The organism is Sinomicrobium halophytocola, assembly GCF_052983395.1.
The window spans coordinates 308869-325085 of the sequence record NZ_JBRKIT010000024.1 but is presented as its reverse complement, the minus strand read 5'-3'; the positions used below and the strand labels follow the sequence as shown (position 1 = coordinate 325085).

Sequence of the window (16217 nt, the reverse complement as noted above, 5' to 3'; positions counted from 1 at the left end):
GTTTCCTTCATCCGTACTAAAATACATAATAACGACAAACCACAGAAAACAAAGAAATGAAACGAAACATTAAGAAAGTAGCGGTAATAGGCTCCGGGATTATGGGAAGTGGCATCGCCTGCCATTTTGCCAATATCGGCGTAGAGGTACTGCTTCTCGATATCGTGCCCCGCGAACTTACCGAAAAAGAGCAGCAAAAAGGATTAAGCCTTGACGATAAAGTCGTCCGTAATCGCATTGCCAATGACAACCTGACTTCCGCATTAAAATCCAACCCCTCTCCTATTTATCACAAAAAACTCGCAGACCGGGTCAGTACCGGAAACCTTGAAGACGATATAAAGAAAATTGCCGGTGTAGACTGGGTCATCGAGGTTGTTGTAGAGCGGCTGGATATCAAGAAAAAAGTTTTCGAACAAATAGAACAATATCGCACACCGGGTACCCTTGTTACTTCTAACACATCGGGGATTCCCATTCATTTTATGAGTGAGGGCCGTAGCGAAGATTTCCAGGAGCATTTTTGCGGAACGCACTTCTTTAATCCTGCGCGCTACTTAAAGCTTTTTGAAATCATACCGGGGCCGAAAACTTCCAAAGAAGTGCTGGATTTCCTGAATATATACGGAGACAAATTCCTTGGAAAAACATCGGTAGTTGCCAAAGACACTCCCGCATTCATAGGAAACCGTATCGGGATCTTCGGTATTATGAGCCTGTTCCACCAGGTAATGGAAATGGGACTCACCATAGAAGAAGTGGATAAACTTACCGGCCCGGTAATAGGACGCCCGAAATCTGCTACATTTCGTACGGTAGATGTCGTAGGATTGGACACTCTTGTCCACGTAGCTAACGGCTTGTACGAAAACTGTCCGGATGATGAAGCTCACAACCTTTTTAAACTTCCCGGTTTCATCAATACCATGATGGAAAATAAATGGCTGGGAAGCAAAACCGGCCAGGGATTCTACAAGAAAATTAAAGGTGACGACGGAAAGAGTGAAATCCTTTCCCTCGATCTCAACACGCTGGAATATCGCCCTGGTAAAAAGGCTTCTTTCGGCACGCTGGAACTCACCAAAACCATAGATAGGCCCATAGATCGCTTTAAAGTACTCGTAGGTGGTAAAGACAAGGCCGGTGAGTTCTACAGAAAGAACTTCTCTGCCATGTTTGCCTATGTCTCTCATCGTATCCCCGAGATCACGGACGATCTCTATAAAATAGACGATGCCATGAAAGCCGGTTTCGGCTGGGAAAACGGTCCCTTTGAGATCTGGGATGCAATCGGTTTAAAAGAAGGTCTCAAAGTAATGAAAGCCGAAGGACATGAACCCGCAGCATGGATAGAAGAAATGTTGGATTCGGGCAACGACTCCTTTTATACCGTAAAAGACGGCAATACATACTATTACGATATTCCTTCCAAATCGCAGGTAAAAGTTCCCGGACAGGATGCATTTATCATTCTGAACAATATAAGGGAGAGTAAAAAAGTGTGGAGCAACAGTGATGCCGTTATCGAAGACCTGGGAGACGGAATTCTTAACCTGGAATTCCAGTCCAAGATGAACACTATCGGTGGAGAGGTATTACAAGGGATCAATAAAGCCATAGACCTTGCTGAAAAGGAATACGCCGGACTGGTTATTGGTAACCAGGCAGCCAATTTCTCCGTAGGCGCCAATATAGGAATGATCTTCATGATGGCCGTAGAGCAGGAATATGATGAACTGAATATGGCCATTAAAATGTTCCAGGACACTATGATGCGGGTACGCTACTCCTCCATTCCCGTAGTTGTGGCCCCGCATGGAATGACCCTCGGTGGCGGATGCGAAATGAGTATGCATGCCGACAAAGTGATTGCGGCTGCAGAAACTTATATCGGCCTTGTGGAATTCGGCGTAGGAGTAATACCCGGAGGTGGTGGTTCCAAGGAAATGACCCTGAGAGCGGCCGATACCTTCAAAAAAGATGATGTCGAACTCAATGTCCTTCGCGAATATTTCCTCACTATCGGTACGGCAAAAGTATCTACCTCTGCTTACGAAGCATACGACCTCGGTATTCTCCAAAAAGGAAAAGATATCATTGTGGTAAACAAAGACCGCCAGATAGCCGAAGCAAAAAAACATGCCATATTACTGGCAGAAGCCGGGTATACACAGCCTATCCGAAGAAAAGATGTCAAAGTACTCGGAAAACAGGCGCTCGGTATGTTCCTCGTAGGAACTGACAGCATGTATGCCGGTAAATACATATCCGAACACGATAAGAAGATCGCCAATAAACTTGCCTACGTTATGGCAGGAGGAGACCTTTCCGAAGCCACAAACGTAAGCGAACAATACCTGCTTGACCTGGAAAGAGAAGCTTTCCTCTCGCTCTGTACAGAACGAAAAACCCTGGAAAGGATACAACATATGCTTAAAACGGGGAAGCCGCTCCGCAATTAAATAGTAACAATGTTTACCATGCAGGAAAAATATAAGAACAGATACCGGGTAGATTCCTCACGGTTACCTTTATGGGACTATAAATGGGCAAAGGCTTATTTTGCAACGATTTATACTAAGAAACTGGGAAAATGATTCTCTTTTCTAACTGATATAAAAAATCTAAAAAAATGAAAAAAACAGCATATATAGTAAAAGCATACCGGACTGCCGTTGGAAAGGCCCCGAGAGGGACGTTCCGGTTCAAAAGGCCGGATGAACTCGCTGCGGAGACCATTCAGCACCTGATGAACGAACTTCCGGGACTGGATAAAAACCGTATCGATGATGTTATCGTCGGAAATGCCATGCCCGAAGCCGAACAGGGATTGAACATGGGGAGACTTATTTCCCTTATGGGGCTCGACATCGTAGATGTTCCCGGGGTTACGGTTAACAGATATTGCGCATCCGGAATAGAAACGATAGGCATAGCTACGGCAAAAATACAGGCGGGAATGGCCGATTGCATTATAGCCGGGGGAGCCGAAAGCATGAGTTACATTCCTATGGGCGGATACAAGCCAGTCCCCGATTACGAAATAGCCAAATCGGGACATGAAAGTTACTACTGGGGAATGGGCCTGACAGCAGAGGCCGTAGCCGGGAAATTCAAGGTGTCCCGTGAAGACCAGGACAAATTTGCCTATAATTCGCACCGGAAAGCCTTAGAAGCACAAGCCGAAGGTAAGTTCGACAGGCAGATCGTCCCTATAGAGATCGAACAGATTTATGTGGACGCTTCCGGGAAAAAAACGGCAAAATCATATACTGTAGGTAAAGACGAAGGTCCGCGTGCAGATACCTCCATAGAAGCCCTGGCAAGACTAAGGCCCGTATTTGCCAATGGCGGTAGTGTTACCGCCGGTAATTCCTCACAAATGAGCGACGGGGCCGCCTTTGTAATGGTTATGAGTGAAGAAATGGTAAAGGAACTCAACCTGGAACCCATAGCGCGACTGGTAAGCTATGCCGCTGCCGGTGTAGAACCCAGAATAATGGGTATAGGACCTATAAAAGCTATTCCGAAAGCATTGAAACAGGCTGGAATGCAGCTAAAAGACATTGAGCTTGTAGAACTTAACGAAGCTTTTGCATCCCAATCCCTTGCCGTAATCCGCGAACTCGGTATGGACCCGGATATTGTCAATGTAAACGGAGGGGCCATAGCCCTGGGACATCCACTCGGATGTACAGGAGCCAAACTGTCCGTGCAATTGTTTGACGAAATGAAACGTCGCGGGAATAAATACGGTATGGTTACCATGTGTGTAGGCACCGGTCAGGGAGCGGCAGGAATTTACGAGTTGTTATAAAGCAAGAAAAGAATAAATAAAAAGATAACGGTTATGGAAACACAAGCAGAAAAAGACAATATCCTTCGTGGTGGACAGTTCCTCGTAAAAGAGACCGCATGCGAAGATGTCTTTACTCCCGAAGATTTTTCAGAGGAGCAAAAGATGATGCGCGATACGGTAAAAGATTTTATAGACCGGGAAGTATGGCCAAATAAAGAACGATTTGAGAAAAAAGATTACGCCTTCACCGAAGAGATCATGCGCAAAGCTGGTGAGCTTGGTCTTCTCAGTGTAGCCGTACCGGAAGAACTTGGCGGTATGGGAATGGGATTCGTGTCCACAATGCTCGTATGTGATTATATTTCCGGCGCTACAGGTTCTGTGGCTACCGCTTTCGGGGCGCATACCGGAATAGGTACTATGCCCATACTTCTTTACGGAACTGAAGAACAAAACCAAAAATACGTCCCCAAACTGGCTACGGGAGAATGGTTTGGTTCTTATTGTCTCACTGAGCCGGGCGCAGGAAGCGACGCTAACAGTGGTAAGACAAAAGCCGTTCTTAGTGACGATGGGAAACACTATCTCATTTCCGGGCAGAAAATGTGGATATCCAATGCCGGGTTCTGTGATCTTATGATTGTATTCGCCAGAATCGAAGATGACAAATATATTACCGGGTTTATTGTAGAATACGACCCGGAAAACGGCATTACCCTCGGGGAAGAAGAACACAAACTCGGAATCCGGGCCTCCTCTACCCGGCAGGTATTCTTCAACGAAACCAAAGTTCCGGTAGAAAACATGCTTTCCGAACGGGGAAACGGTTTTAAAATAGCCATGAATGCCCTTAATATAGGCCGTATAAAGCTTGCTGCCGCATGTCTGGACGCGCAGCGAAGGGTAATTACCAACTCCGTAAAATACGCCAATGAGCGTGTACAGTTCAAGACCCCTATAGCACAGTTCGGGGCAATCAAGGCCAAACTTGCCGATATGGCCACGACTATGTATGCGGGAGAATCTGCCTGCTATCGTGCTGCCAAAAATATAGAAGACAGGATTGCTATCAGAAAATCCGATGGTAACAGCCACCAGGAAGCCGAACTGAAAGGTGTGGAAGAATACGCTATAGAATGTTCTATTCTGAAAGTGGCCGTTTCCGAAGATATACAGCACTGTACGGACGAAGGTATCCAGATATTCGGCGGAATGGGATTCTCCGAAGACACACCTATGGAATCTGCCTGGAGAGACGCCCGTATTTCCCGTATCTATGAAGGTACCAACGAAATAAACCGTATGCTTGCCGTGGGCATGCTGGTAAAAAAAGCCATGAAGGGACATGTGGACCTCTTGTCCCCGGCCAAAAGTGTAGCGGACGAACTCATGGGCATCCCCTCTTTCGACACTCCCGATTATTCCGAACTGTTCTCCGAGGAAAAAGAAATGATCGGGAAGCTGAAGAAAGTATTTTTAATGGTTGCCGGGTCAGCCGTACAAAAATACGGTCCGGCATTGGAAGAACATCAGCAGTTGCTTATGGCTGCCGCCGATATCCTGATTGAGATCTATATGGCCGAATCCGTAATACTCAGAACGGAAAAACTCGCTAAAAAGAACGGAGAGGAAAAATCCGAAGCACAGATCGCTATGGCCAGATTATACTTGTATAAGGCGGTGGATATTATTACCGAAAAAGGAAAAGAAGGTATTGTTTCTTTTGCGGAAGGCGACGAACAACGAATGATGCTGATGGGGCTCAAACGTTTTACAAAATACACGAACTTACCCAATGTCATAGCCCTGCGCGAAAAAATAGCAGACAAGATTATTGAGGAAAACGAATATTGCTTCTAATTCCCGGTAACAAAAACTATCGGGGAGGTTTTGGTTGGTTAAAAACGCCTTGCTATGCAGGGCGTTTTTGTTTTCCAAATACCCGTTCTTCCCTATTCTTTCTATCTTCAGCAATTCAAAACAAGCCTGTTCTCACCCTGCCAGTATGTCCACTAGCTTCGGTGCAGATATTCCTCCGTGAGATTCACTGTATACGGCTTTCCCGTCCCTGATAAGTATGAGCTGCGGACTTTCGTGCATCACCCCAAAACGGGTAGCAATGGTATTGGACACATCCTTGTATTCCAACAGGTCCAGGTAATAAAATTTAGCATGTACCTTTCCCGGGGTCATTTCACTTTCGAAATTCCTGTAAGCCATCCTGCTTATTCCGCAGCGGGTGCTGTGTTTAAATATGACTACCGGAACTGTATGACTTTCCTTTTCAATGTCCTCCAGCTGTCCAACATCCGTAAGCCGCTCCCACCCCCATGACTTTTGTTTTTCATAATCACTTTCCTCCGAATCCGGAGTCTTTTTACCAAAAATAATATCAAAAAATCCCATAACTTTATATCTGATAAATTTGTCTTAGAGAATGCAAAGGTAAATGATCCTGACCATTTATCCGTAAGACAATTGTCAGGATGACCTTTTGAATAAAAATGCCATTTTGTCTTCTGTTTTTCAGGGGTTTACTGACATTTTGTCCATCTTCTGGTAATGGAACAAGAATTGACCTTACCGGTTAAAATCTATTAGTTACAGTATAATAAAACAATACAGATGAACCTTAATAATTTTACAATAAAATCACAGGAGGCCATACAACAAGCGCAACAAATAGCCCAGGGTTATGGCCATCAGCAAATCGAGAACGAACATCTCTTCAAAGCCATTTTTGAAGTGGACGAAAATGTACTTCCCTTTCTGCTGAAAAAACTACAGGTGAATGTCCCGCTCTTAAAACAGATACTGGATAAGACCCTGGAAAATTTTCCACGGGTGGAGGGCGGACAGCTTATGCTATCCAGGGAAGCAGGTGCCGCTTTGAACGAGGCCAGTGTCATTGCTAAAAAAATGAATGACGAATATGTCTCCATCGAACACCTGATACTGGCGATCTTCAAATCCAAAAGTAAAATCGCACAGATATTAAAGGACCAGGGAGTAACCGAAAAAGGGATGCAAACCGCTATTGACGAATTGCGTAAAGGCGAAAGAGTAACTTCTTCCGGAGCGGAGGAAACGTACAACGCTCTGAACAAATATGCCAAAAACCTCAATCAGCTGGCCAATGACGGTAAACTGGACCCTGTTATAGGGCGTGACGAAGAGATCCGAAGAGTATTGCAAATCCTGTCACGAAGAACCAAGAACAACCCTATGCTCGTAGGAGAACCGGGAGTTGGTAAAACAGCCATAGCCGAAGGTATTGCCCACAGGATCATACAGGGAGATATTCCGGAAAACCTGAAGGACAAGGAGATCTATTCTCTGGACATGGGAGCCCTCATCGCAGGAGCAAAGTACAAAGGGGAATTCGAAGAGCGACTGAAATCCGTTATCAAAGAAGTTACTGCTTCCGATGGGAATATCGTAATGTTCATAGACGAAATACACACCCTGGTAGGCGCTGGTGGCGGCGAAGGGGCCATGGATGCGGCAAACATACTTAAACCGGCACTTGCCCGCGGAGAGCTCCGGGCCGTGGGGGCCACTACTCTCGACGAGTATCAAAAATACTTCGAAAAAGATAAGGCGCTGGAGAGACGTTTCCAAAAAGTAATGGTAGACGAGCCGGATACCGAAAGTGCTATTTCCATACTTCGTGGTATTAAAGAGAAATACGAAACCCACCACAAAGTGAGGATCAAGGACGAAGCTATCATCGCCGCAGTGGAATTGTCCCAGCGTTATATAACCAACAGGTTCCTGCCCGACAAGGCGATTGACCTGATGGATGAGGCCGCTTCCAAACTGCGAATGGAAATAAATTCCAAACCCGAAGAACTCGATGTGCTGGACAGGAGAATTATGCAACTCGAAATAGAAATTGAGGCGCTAAAACGCGAAAATGATGAAGATAAACTAAAATCTCTTAATGCGGATCTGGCCAATCTCAAAGAAGACAGGAATGAGATCTATGCAAAATGGCAAAGTGAAAAAGAGGTTGTAGACAACATACAGAACACCAAAGAAGATATAGAAAATTTTAAAACGGAAGCAGAACGAGCAGAACGGGATGGTGATTACGGAAAAGTAGCGGAAATACGTTATGGAAAAATCAAGGAGGCCCAGGAAAGACTGGATATGCTCCAGGAACAGTTAAATAAGCAACAATCGGAGGGCAGTTCCCTTATCAAGGAAGAGGTTACCAACGAGGATATCGCTGAAGTAGTGGCTAAATGGACCGGAATCCCGGTAACCAAAATGCTGCAGAGCGACAGGGAAAAACTCTTGCAACTGGAAGAAGAACTCCACAAAAGAGTGGTCGGACAGGAAGAAGCAATACGAGCTGTATCTGATGCTATCCGCCGAAGCAGGGCAGGATTACAGGACGAAAAAAGACCTATAGGCTCTTTCCTTTTCCTCGGAACAACCGGGGTTGGTAAGACCGAGCTTGCCAAAGCGCTTGCTGAATACCTGTTTGACGACGAATCCGCCATTACCCGTATAGATATGAGTGAATACCAGGAACGTCATGCGGTGAGCAGATTGGTTGGTGCACCTCCGGGATATGTAGGATACGATGAAGGCGGTCAGCTTACGGAAGCCGTAAGGCGCAAACCCTACTCCGTGGTCCTGCTGGACGAGATAGAAAAAGCACACCCTGACACGTTCAACATATTGCTACAGGTACTGGACGAAGGACGCCTGACCGATAACAAAGGTCGGCTTGCGGACTTTAAGAACACCATTATTATAATGACCAGCAACCTGGGAAGCCATATTATCCAGGGGAAATTCGAAGCCGTAAAAGACATACTAAGTGCTACGGAAGCCGCAAAGGTGGAAGTACTGGGATTACTGAAGCAGACGGTGCGGCCGGAATTCCTGAACCGTATCGACGATATTATCATGTTCACCCCGCTTACCGAGGCCAATATCAGGGAGATCGTACAGTTACAACTCAAAAATGTAACCAGGATGATCGCGAAGCAACACATTGTTCTCGATGCAACGGAAGAAGCCATCTCCTATCTTGCCAGGAGAGGATATGATCCTCAGTTTGGCGCAAGGCCTGTAAAACGGATGATACAGAAGGAAGTCCTCAATGAACTTTCCAAAGAGATCCTGGGGGGCACGATAACTACGGATAGTATTGTACTTCTAGATGAATTTGACGACAAGCTCGTTTTCAGGAACCAGGAAGATATTGTCAAGGAATAAGAAAAGAGTTACCATTATAAAACAAAAATAGCGGGAAAGACCCGCTATTTTTGTTTTATTAAAAGCTACCGCTTTAATCTTATTCCATAGTCTCCAGTTTGGACTTTAATTCCTGGTATTTGGCATCTTCACCAATAGAACCGTAAATATTCATCAGGGTTTTTGTTGCTTCCTGACTATCAGGGTTCAATTCCAGGATTTTTTCCAGGTAAGGAACAGCTTCCTTGTAAAGTCCCTCTCTTTTTGCCTTCAATTCATCATAGCGCTGGTTATCCGCTTTGGAAGTCCCCAAACTGTTCATTTCATCTACTATGGCAACTTCTTCTCCGAGGACCAAAGAAGCCATGTTCATATAACTTGCTTCGTATTTAGGATCAAGTTCTATGGCCTTTTCATAATATTTTCTGGCTTCTTCCTTATTTCCCTGCTCCCCTGTGATAACTCCAAGGTTATAGTAAAGCATAGGATTGTTAGGATCTTTCTGAATAGCCTGCTCCATTACTTCTTTAAACTTGTCCTTTTGTCCCAGTTTAATGTAAAGGTTTGCTTCGGTCATAAGAAGATTAACATCTTCAGGATCTACTTTTCTTGCTTCCTTCACCGCCTCTATCGCTTTTTCGTTATCTCCTTTTTGAGTATAGATCAATGCGATATTTTTTACGATCTCAGGAAATCTCGATTCGTTTTTCTCCTCTTCCGGTTTTTCATGCGTCCCTGCCTTTATCATAAGATCTCTTTGGTCTTTGGGGAGCTCTTCTTTTTCACCGGTTTCCTTGTTGGTGGCATAATATTTCACCGCTTCTCCGGTATACCCGAGTTCCTTGAGTTCTTCGTAATATTTTAATGCTGTGTCGTAATCTTCTCCGTTTACAGCGCTCGAAGCAGCATAATAAAGGTAATCCTGGTTATTGGTATCCAGCTGGTATGCCATATATAATTTTTTGGCTGCCGCTGCATAATCCTGATTCTGATTGTCTTCTACCGCAGAATTTACCAGGTCGGCAGAAATGGATTGTATCAACTGGGAAGCTTCCCCGGTATATTTTTCACTACCGCTCTCCTTTTCAACGGCAATAAGCTCTTTGAGGGATGCTACCGCCTTTTGGTAAGAAGTATCTGCTTCTCCCCCGCTTTTTGCCTCTTCGTAGTTCAGTTTGCCATCCAGAAAATAATACTGGGCCTTGTACTTATCGTCCGCAGAAGAAATCGTGGACTCTATACTCTGCAACGAGGTCCTGGCTTCTGCTATACTTCCTTTTTTCAACGCTTTCTCCGCATCTCTCAATTCTTTCTTCTGAGCTATAGATAAAGAAGAAATTAACAATGCAGAAAAAATAAAAATCTTTTTCTTCATGAGTCTTGAATTAAAATAGTTTCTTTTTTAATTATATCCGTTAAAACGGTTCAAGATTAGGTTTTATTTTTTGGATTTAAATAAACTCCGGATAATATTTTAACAAAATTAATCATTTGTCTCCACATTATCCATCTCGGTTCCATCAAATTCCTCATCATTGGTCTCCTCTTCACGCATCACTTTCGCAACGGCCGCAATAGAATCCTTCCCTTTGATATTTATAAGCCTTACTCCTTGGGTTGCACGCCCCATAACCCGTAAGTCACTAACTTTCAATCGTATAGCAATTCCGGATTTATTAATAATCATCAGGTCATCCGTATCAGATACGCTTTTTATGGCCACTAATTTACCGGTTTTTTCCGTAATGGAAATAGTTTTCACTCCTTTTCCTCCACGATTTGTGATTCTGTATATCGGACTGCCATCTTCAGGGTCATCGATAAATGTTCGTTTACCATAACCGTTTTCGGATACAACCAGTACGCTTTCTTCCTGCGGATTGTTGATCGTTATCATTCCCACAACTTCGTCCGAAGCATCTGCAAGCGTAATACCTCGTACACCGGAAGCATTTCTTCCCATTGGCCGGGTCTTCTCTTCTTCAAAACGGACCGCTTTTCCGGATCTTACCGCAAGCATCACCTGGCTGTTACCTGTGGTGAGCCTGGCTTCCAGCAATTCGTCATCTTCTCGTATGGTAATAGCGTTGATACCGTTTTGTCGCGGACGCGAATATTGCTCCAAAGATGTCTTCTTAACTACACCTTTCTTTGTAGCCATTATCACGTAATTATTATTGATGTATTCTTCATCCTTGAGGTCCTGGGTACAAATAAATGCTTTTACCTTATCGCTCTGTTCGATATTAATAAGGTTTTGAATGGCCCTTCCTTTGGAAGTTCGTGTACCTTCGGGAATTTCATATACCCGGAGCCAGAAACATTTTCCTTTTTGAGTAAAAAACAACATATACTGGTGGTTTGTCCCTACAAAAAGGTGCTCCAGGAAATCCTCGTTTCTCGTATTGGACGCTTTTTGTCCAACACCTCCCCTGTTCTGTGTTTTGTATTCAGACAGCGAGGTTCTTTTAATATACCCCGCATGCGATATGGTGATTACCACCTGTTCGTCCGGGATCATGTCCTCAATACTAAGATCCCCTCCGGCATATTCTATGGTGGACCTTCTGGGATCTCCGTATTTATCCTTGATTTCATGGAGTTCTTCTTTAATGATCTCCATTCTTCGCTCTTTACGTGCCAGAATATCTTTCAGTTCTTCTATCAACTGGATGATCTCTTCATACTCCGTACGCAGCTTATCCTGTTCAAGTCCGGTGAGCTGTCGCAATCTCATTTCTACGATCGCCCTGGCCTGTAGTTCAGAAAGAGAGAAACGCTCCATTAGTTTTTCTCTCGCCTCTTCCCCATTGCTGGAAGCCCGGATAAGGGCTATTACTTCGTCTATATTGTCGGATGCAATGATAAGTCCCTCAAGGATATGCGCCCTTTCTTCCGCCTTTTTCAGTTCGTATTCCGTTCTGCGTACCACAACGACATGGCGATGTTCCACAAAATGGTGGATCATATCCTTAAGGTTGAGCAGTTGCGGACGCCCTGCGACCAGCGCTATATTGTTAACACTGAAAGAAGATTGCAGTGCCGTATATTTATATAATGTGTTCAGTACAATGTTCGGTATCGCGTCTCTTTTCAGTACATAAACAATACGCATCCCTTTTCGGTCTGACTCATCCCGGATATTGGAAATACCTTCGAGTTTCTTATCATTAACAAGGTCTGCGGTTTTCTTGATCATCTCCGCCTTGTTTACCTGGTAAGGAATTTCCGTAACCACGATGCACTCACGTCCCTGTACTTCCTCTATCGTAGCTCTGGCACGGATAACCACCCGTCCTTTCCCGGTCTTGAAAGCTTCCCTGACCCCGTCATACCCATAAATAACACCTCCTGTTGGAAAATCGGGAGCTTTGATGTGTTGCATCAGTTCATCGACATCTATCTCGCTGTTATCAATGTAGGCGATAGTTCCGTCTATTACTTCCGTAAGGTTATGAGGAGGCATGTTGGTTGCCATACCTACAGCAATACCGGAGGCTCCGTTTATAAGGAGGTTTGGCACCCTTGTAGGCAATACCGTCGGTTCCTTTAATGTATCGTCAAAATTCAGGGAGTGATCTACTGTCTCTTTGTCTATATCTGCCAACATGTCTTCCGAGATCTTTCTCATCCTCGCCTCGGTATAACGCATTGCGGCAGGTGGGTCACCATCAACGGAACCGAAGTTTCCCTGTCCGTCCACCATCATGTAACGGAGACTCCATTCCTGAGCCATCCTTACCATGGCATCGTAAACTGAACTGTCCCCGTGCGGGTGATATTTACCCAAAACCTCTCCTACTATCCTAGCCGACTTTTTATACGACCGGTTACTCATAACGCCCAGTTCATACATTCCGAACAGAACCCTTCTGTGCACCGGCTTTAATCCGTCCCTTACATCAGGAAGGGCACGTGACACAATGACCGACATCGAATAATCGATGTAAGCCGACTTCATCTCATCTTCAATATTAATAGGTATCAGCTTTTCTCCTTCTGCCATATTAAAAAAATTAATTATACAGGTTTAATTTCAAATCGAGCCAATATACGGATTTTATCCACTTCCCTTGAGTAAAACCCTTTGCTTTTTTAAGTATTTTATTAACAGTAATGATACATAGCTCAATGTATATTTTTCCTGTTGATAACCAGTATATTTGCGCCTTCGCAGCATTTACCTATCCACAAGCAAATGCGTGTATTCCCCGCTTTTACGGAAGCATTCCAATACCCTTACAGCACCCCGAAAGAGCATTTTTACCCTAAGGAGCCATAGAAAACGAAAGGGTACGCACACAATACCTTACTAGCCCTGGCATCAGCATCCCGGAGACGGTTAATAAAATGCACGTTAAAAATTTTTGTTTTTCATAGATTTTTCGTCTATTAGCAGTACGTTCCACTTCAAAGGGTATGGTTTTTGTAATATCGTTGTAGATTTTTTTTATTTTTAAACCTGTTCCCCGCGGCCCATACCTTTTTAGTGATGTCGGGGATATTCGAAAGGAGACAAAATTATGGATGACAATTTTTCACCGAGAGTAAAAGATGTTATTGCTTATAGTAAGGAAGAGGCGCTTCGTCTCGGACATGATTTTATAGGCACGGAACACCTTATGCTTGGACTACTGCGTGACGGTAGTGGCAAAGCAATAAACATACTTAATGCAATGGATGTGGACCTGGATACGCTGCGGAGAAAAGTGGAAATACTGAGTCCGGCAAATTCAAGCTCTGCTTTTGTTGCCAACGACAAAAAGAATTTACATCTCACCAGACAAGCGGAACGCGCTTTAAAGACAACATTCCTGGAAGCCAAGCTCTTTCAGAGTTCTTCCATAAACACAGCGCACCTTTTGCTCTGTATACTGAGAAATGAAAACGACCCTACTACCAAATTACTGAACAAGCTTAAGGTAGACTATGACGGGGTCAAAGAACAATTCAAGTTTATGAGTGCAAGCGAAGATGAATACATAGACCTGCCTTCCGCCGAATCTTTTTCGGATGAACCGGGAGCTGCGGATGAACCTTCAAGGGACAACCCTTTTAACAATCCTTCCGGGGGTAAATCTACCAAAAAATCCAAGACTCCGGTCCTGGATAATTTCGGACGTGATTTGACGCAACTGGCCGAAGAAGGTAAACTGGACCCTGTAGTAGGAAGAGAAAAGGAAATAGAACGGGTATCACAGATACTCAGCAGAAGAAAGAAAAACAACCCGTTACTGGTCGGAGAACCCGGTGTTGGTAAAAGTGCCATTGCCGAAGGTCTGGCCCTGAGGATCATTAAGAAGAAGGTTTCCAGGATACTGTACAATAAACGTGTGGTTACTCTGGATCTGGCCTCCCTGGTAGCCGGGACCAAATACCGCGGACAGTTCGAAGAAAGAATGAAAGCCGTGATGAACGAACTGGAAAAAAACGACGATATCATCCTCTTCATCGACGAGATTCACACTATTGTTGGTGCTGGTGGTGCAACGGGCAGCCTGGACGCCTCCAACATGTTTAAACCTGCCCTGGCAAGGGGAGAAATACAATGTGTAGGTGCCACGACTCTGGACGAATACCGGCAATATATCGAAAAAGACGGGGCTTTGGAACGACGTTTCCAGAAGGTTATCGTAGAACCGACAACGGTAGAGGAAACTATAGAGATACTGCACAACATCAAAGAGAAATACGAAGAGCATCATAATGTGAATTACACAGAAGAGGCTATAGAAGCCTGTGTAAAACTCACAAACAGGTATATGACAGATCGTTACCTTCCGGACAAAGCCATCGATGCACTGGATGAGTCCGGTTCCAGGGTGCATATCACCAACATGCAAGTGCCCAAGCAGATACTCGAACTTGAAAAACAACTCGAAGATGTGAGGGTCCTCAAAAATTCGGTGGTCAAAAAACAAAAATACGAAGAAGCCGCCAAGTTGCGTGATGATGAAAAACGCCTTGAAAAGGATCTGGCAGCTGCCCAGGAAAAATGGGAAGAAGAAAGTAAACTGCACCGGGAAACCGTTACTGAAGACAACGTTGCGGATGTGGTTTCTATGATGAGTGGTGTTCCTGTTAACCGTATAGCCCAGGCAGAAAGCAGCAAGCTGGCAAAGCTTCCGGACCTTATCAAAGGTAAAGTTATCGGGCAGGATGAAGCTGTTGGTAAAGTGGTCAAAGCCATCCAGAGAAACCGGGCCGGACTAAAGGATCCAAACAAACCCATAGGGTCATTTATTTTCCTGGGGCAGACCGGTGTGGGAAAAACCCAGCTGGCCAAAGTACTCGCAAGAGAATTATTTGATTCCGAAGACTCCCTTGTACGAATTGATATGAGTGAGTATATGGAAAAATTTGCCATATCCAGACTCATAGGTGCACCTCCCGGATACGTAGGGTATGAAGAAGGTGGACAGCTTACGGAAAAAATACGCAGAAAACCATATGCGGTTATCCTTCTCGATGAGGTGGAAAAAGCGCACCCGGATGTATTTAATATGCTGCTCCAGGTATTGGACGACGGTTATCTGACCGATAGCCTGGGAAGAAAAGTGGATTTCAGGAATACCATTATAATAATGACTTCCAATATCGGGGCCCGCCAGATTAAGGACTTTGGCCAGGGTGTTGGTTTTGGTACAGCAGCAAAAAAGGCTCAGGCAGATGATTATCAGAAAAGTGTTATTGAAAATGCCCTCAAAAAAGCCTTCGCTCCGGAATTCCTGAACCGAATAGATGATGTCGTGGTCTTTAATCCGCTCGAAAGAGAAGATATTCATAAGATCATAGATATCGAACTCGAAAGGCTTTATATCCGTATCAAAGACCTCGGTTACAATCTTAAATTAAGTGATGCCGCCAAGGATTATATCGCCGAAAAAGGATTTGACAAGCAATACGGCGCACGTCCGCTTAAAAGAGCTATCCAGAAGTATATAGAAGATACTCTCGCCGAAGAGATCATCACTTCCAAACTTGCGGAAGGCGACAGCATCTTTATGGATCTGGATAAAGATAAGGAAGAACTTACTGTAGCTATAAAAAAAGCAGAAGAGCCCACCAACAGTTAATATTTGTATAACTGTATTCAAGTATAAAGCCGTACTTTACGTTTCTGTTTAAAGTACGGCTTTTATTTTTTCAGGTATCCCGTTGTCTGGTAAAAAGATAACAATAGATTTACAATTTTTTCTTTTAAAAT

At 44.3% G+C, this 16217-nt stretch carries 8 protein-coding genes; 5 read left to right on the top strand and 3 right to left on the bottom strand.

Annotation, left to right across the window (positions count from 1 at the left end; translation table 11 throughout):
• Positions 1 to 56 precede the first annotated feature (56 nt).
• The 3 genes from ACVBDY_RS08975 to ACVBDY_RS08965 all read left to right on the top strand — a co-directional run bounded on the left by ACVBDY_RS08975 (position 57) and on the right by ACVBDY_RS08965 (position 5659).
• Entirely contained in the window at positions 57 to 2462 is a 2406-nt protein-coding gene (locus ACVBDY_RS08975; protein ID WP_447175137.1) for a 3-hydroxyacyl-CoA dehydrogenase/enoyl-CoA hydratase family protein, read from the top strand.
• A gap of 170 nt (positions 2463 to 2632) precedes the next feature.
• Positions 2633 to 3817: an acetyl-CoA C-acyltransferase gene (locus ACVBDY_RS08970; protein ID WP_447175136.1), complete on the top strand. Its 1185-nt coding sequence runs from the start codon at positions 2633 to 2635 to the stop codon at positions 3815 to 3817.
• Positions 3818 to 3850: 33 nt separating this feature from the next.
• Positions 3851 to 5659 carry an acyl-CoA dehydrogenase FadE gene (locus ACVBDY_RS08965; protein ID WP_447175135.1) on the top strand — a complete coding sequence of 603 codons (1809 nt, stop codon included), beginning with the start codon at positions 3851 to 3853 and terminating at the stop codon, positions 5657 to 5659.
• A gap of 132 nt (positions 5660 to 5791) precedes the next feature.
• Here ACVBDY_RS08965 and ytxJ read toward each other — a convergent pair whose 3' ends face one another.
• The gene (gene ytxJ / locus ACVBDY_RS08960; protein WP_447175134.1) at positions 5792 to 6205 is read right to left on the bottom strand and encodes a bacillithiol system redox-active protein YtxJ; all 414 of its coding nucleotides are present in this window, start codon (positions 6203 to 6205) and stop codon (positions 5792 to 5794) included.
• Between the two features lie 219 nt (positions 6206 to 6424).
• Here ytxJ and clpB point away from each other — a divergent pair, with 219 nt between their 5' ends.
• Positions 6425 to 9031 (top strand): ATP-dependent chaperone ClpB, encoded by a 2607-nt coding sequence (gene clpB, locus ACVBDY_RS08955; protein WP_447175133.1) that lies wholly within the window; start codon positions 6425 to 6427, stop codon positions 9029 to 9031.
• Between the two features lie 79 nt (positions 9032 to 9110).
• Here the strand turns inward: clpB and ACVBDY_RS08950 are convergent, their stop codons facing one another.
• Both ACVBDY_RS08950 and gyrA read right to left on the bottom strand, forming a co-directional pair.
• Entirely contained in the window at positions 9111 to 10385 is a 1275-nt protein-coding gene (locus ACVBDY_RS08950; RefSeq protein WP_447175132.1) for a tetratricopeptide repeat protein, read from the bottom strand.
• Between the two features lie 108 nt (positions 10386 to 10493).
• The gene (gene gyrA / locus ACVBDY_RS08945; RefSeq protein ID WP_447175131.1) at positions 10494 to 13016 is read right to left on the bottom strand and encodes a DNA gyrase subunit A; all 2523 of its coding nucleotides are present in this window, start codon (positions 13014 to 13016) and stop codon (positions 10494 to 10496) included.
• A gap of 517 nt (positions 13017 to 13533) precedes the next feature.
• On the opposite strand from gyrA, the gene ACVBDY_RS08940 reads away from it, so the two are divergent.
• Positions 13534 to 16086, top strand: coding sequence for an ATP-dependent Clp protease ATP-binding subunit (locus tag ACVBDY_RS08940; protein WP_447175130.1), 2553 nt, complete (start codon positions 13534 to 13536; stop codon positions 16084 to 16086).
• Positions 16087 to 16217 lie beyond the last annotated feature (131 nt).

Excerpts from the sequence above, each read along its gene's own strand:
- ACVBDY_RS08975 (WP_447175137.1), top strand. The coding sequence starts at position 57 with ATGAAACGAAACATTAAGAAAGTAGCGGTAATAGGCTCCGGGATTATG.
- ACVBDY_RS08970 (WP_447175136.1), top strand. The coding sequence starts at position 2,633 with ATGAAAAAAACAGCATATATAGTAAAAGCATACCGGACTGCCGTTGGA.
- ACVBDY_RS08965 (WP_447175135.1), top strand. The coding sequence starts at position 3,851 with ATGGAAACACAAGCAGAAAAAGACAATATCCTTCGTGGTGGACAGTTC.
- ytxJ (WP_447175134.1), bottom strand. The coding sequence starts at position 6,205 with ATGGGATTTTTTGATATTATTTTTGGTAAAAAGACTCCGGATTCGGAG.
- clpB (WP_447175133.1), top strand. The coding sequence starts at position 6,425 with ATGAACCTTAATAATTTTACAATAAAATCACAGGAGGCCATACAACAA.
- ACVBDY_RS08950 (WP_447175132.1), bottom strand. The coding sequence starts at position 10,385 with ATGAAGAAAAAGATTTTTATTTTTTCTGCATTGTTAATTTCTTCTTTA.
- gyrA (WP_447175131.1), bottom strand. The coding sequence starts at position 13,016 with ATGGCAGAAGGAGAAAAGCTGATACCTATTAATATTGAAGATGAGATG.
- ACVBDY_RS08940 (WP_447175130.1), top strand. The coding sequence starts at position 13,534 with ATGGATGACAATTTTTCACCGAGAGTAAAAGATGTTATTGCTTATAGT.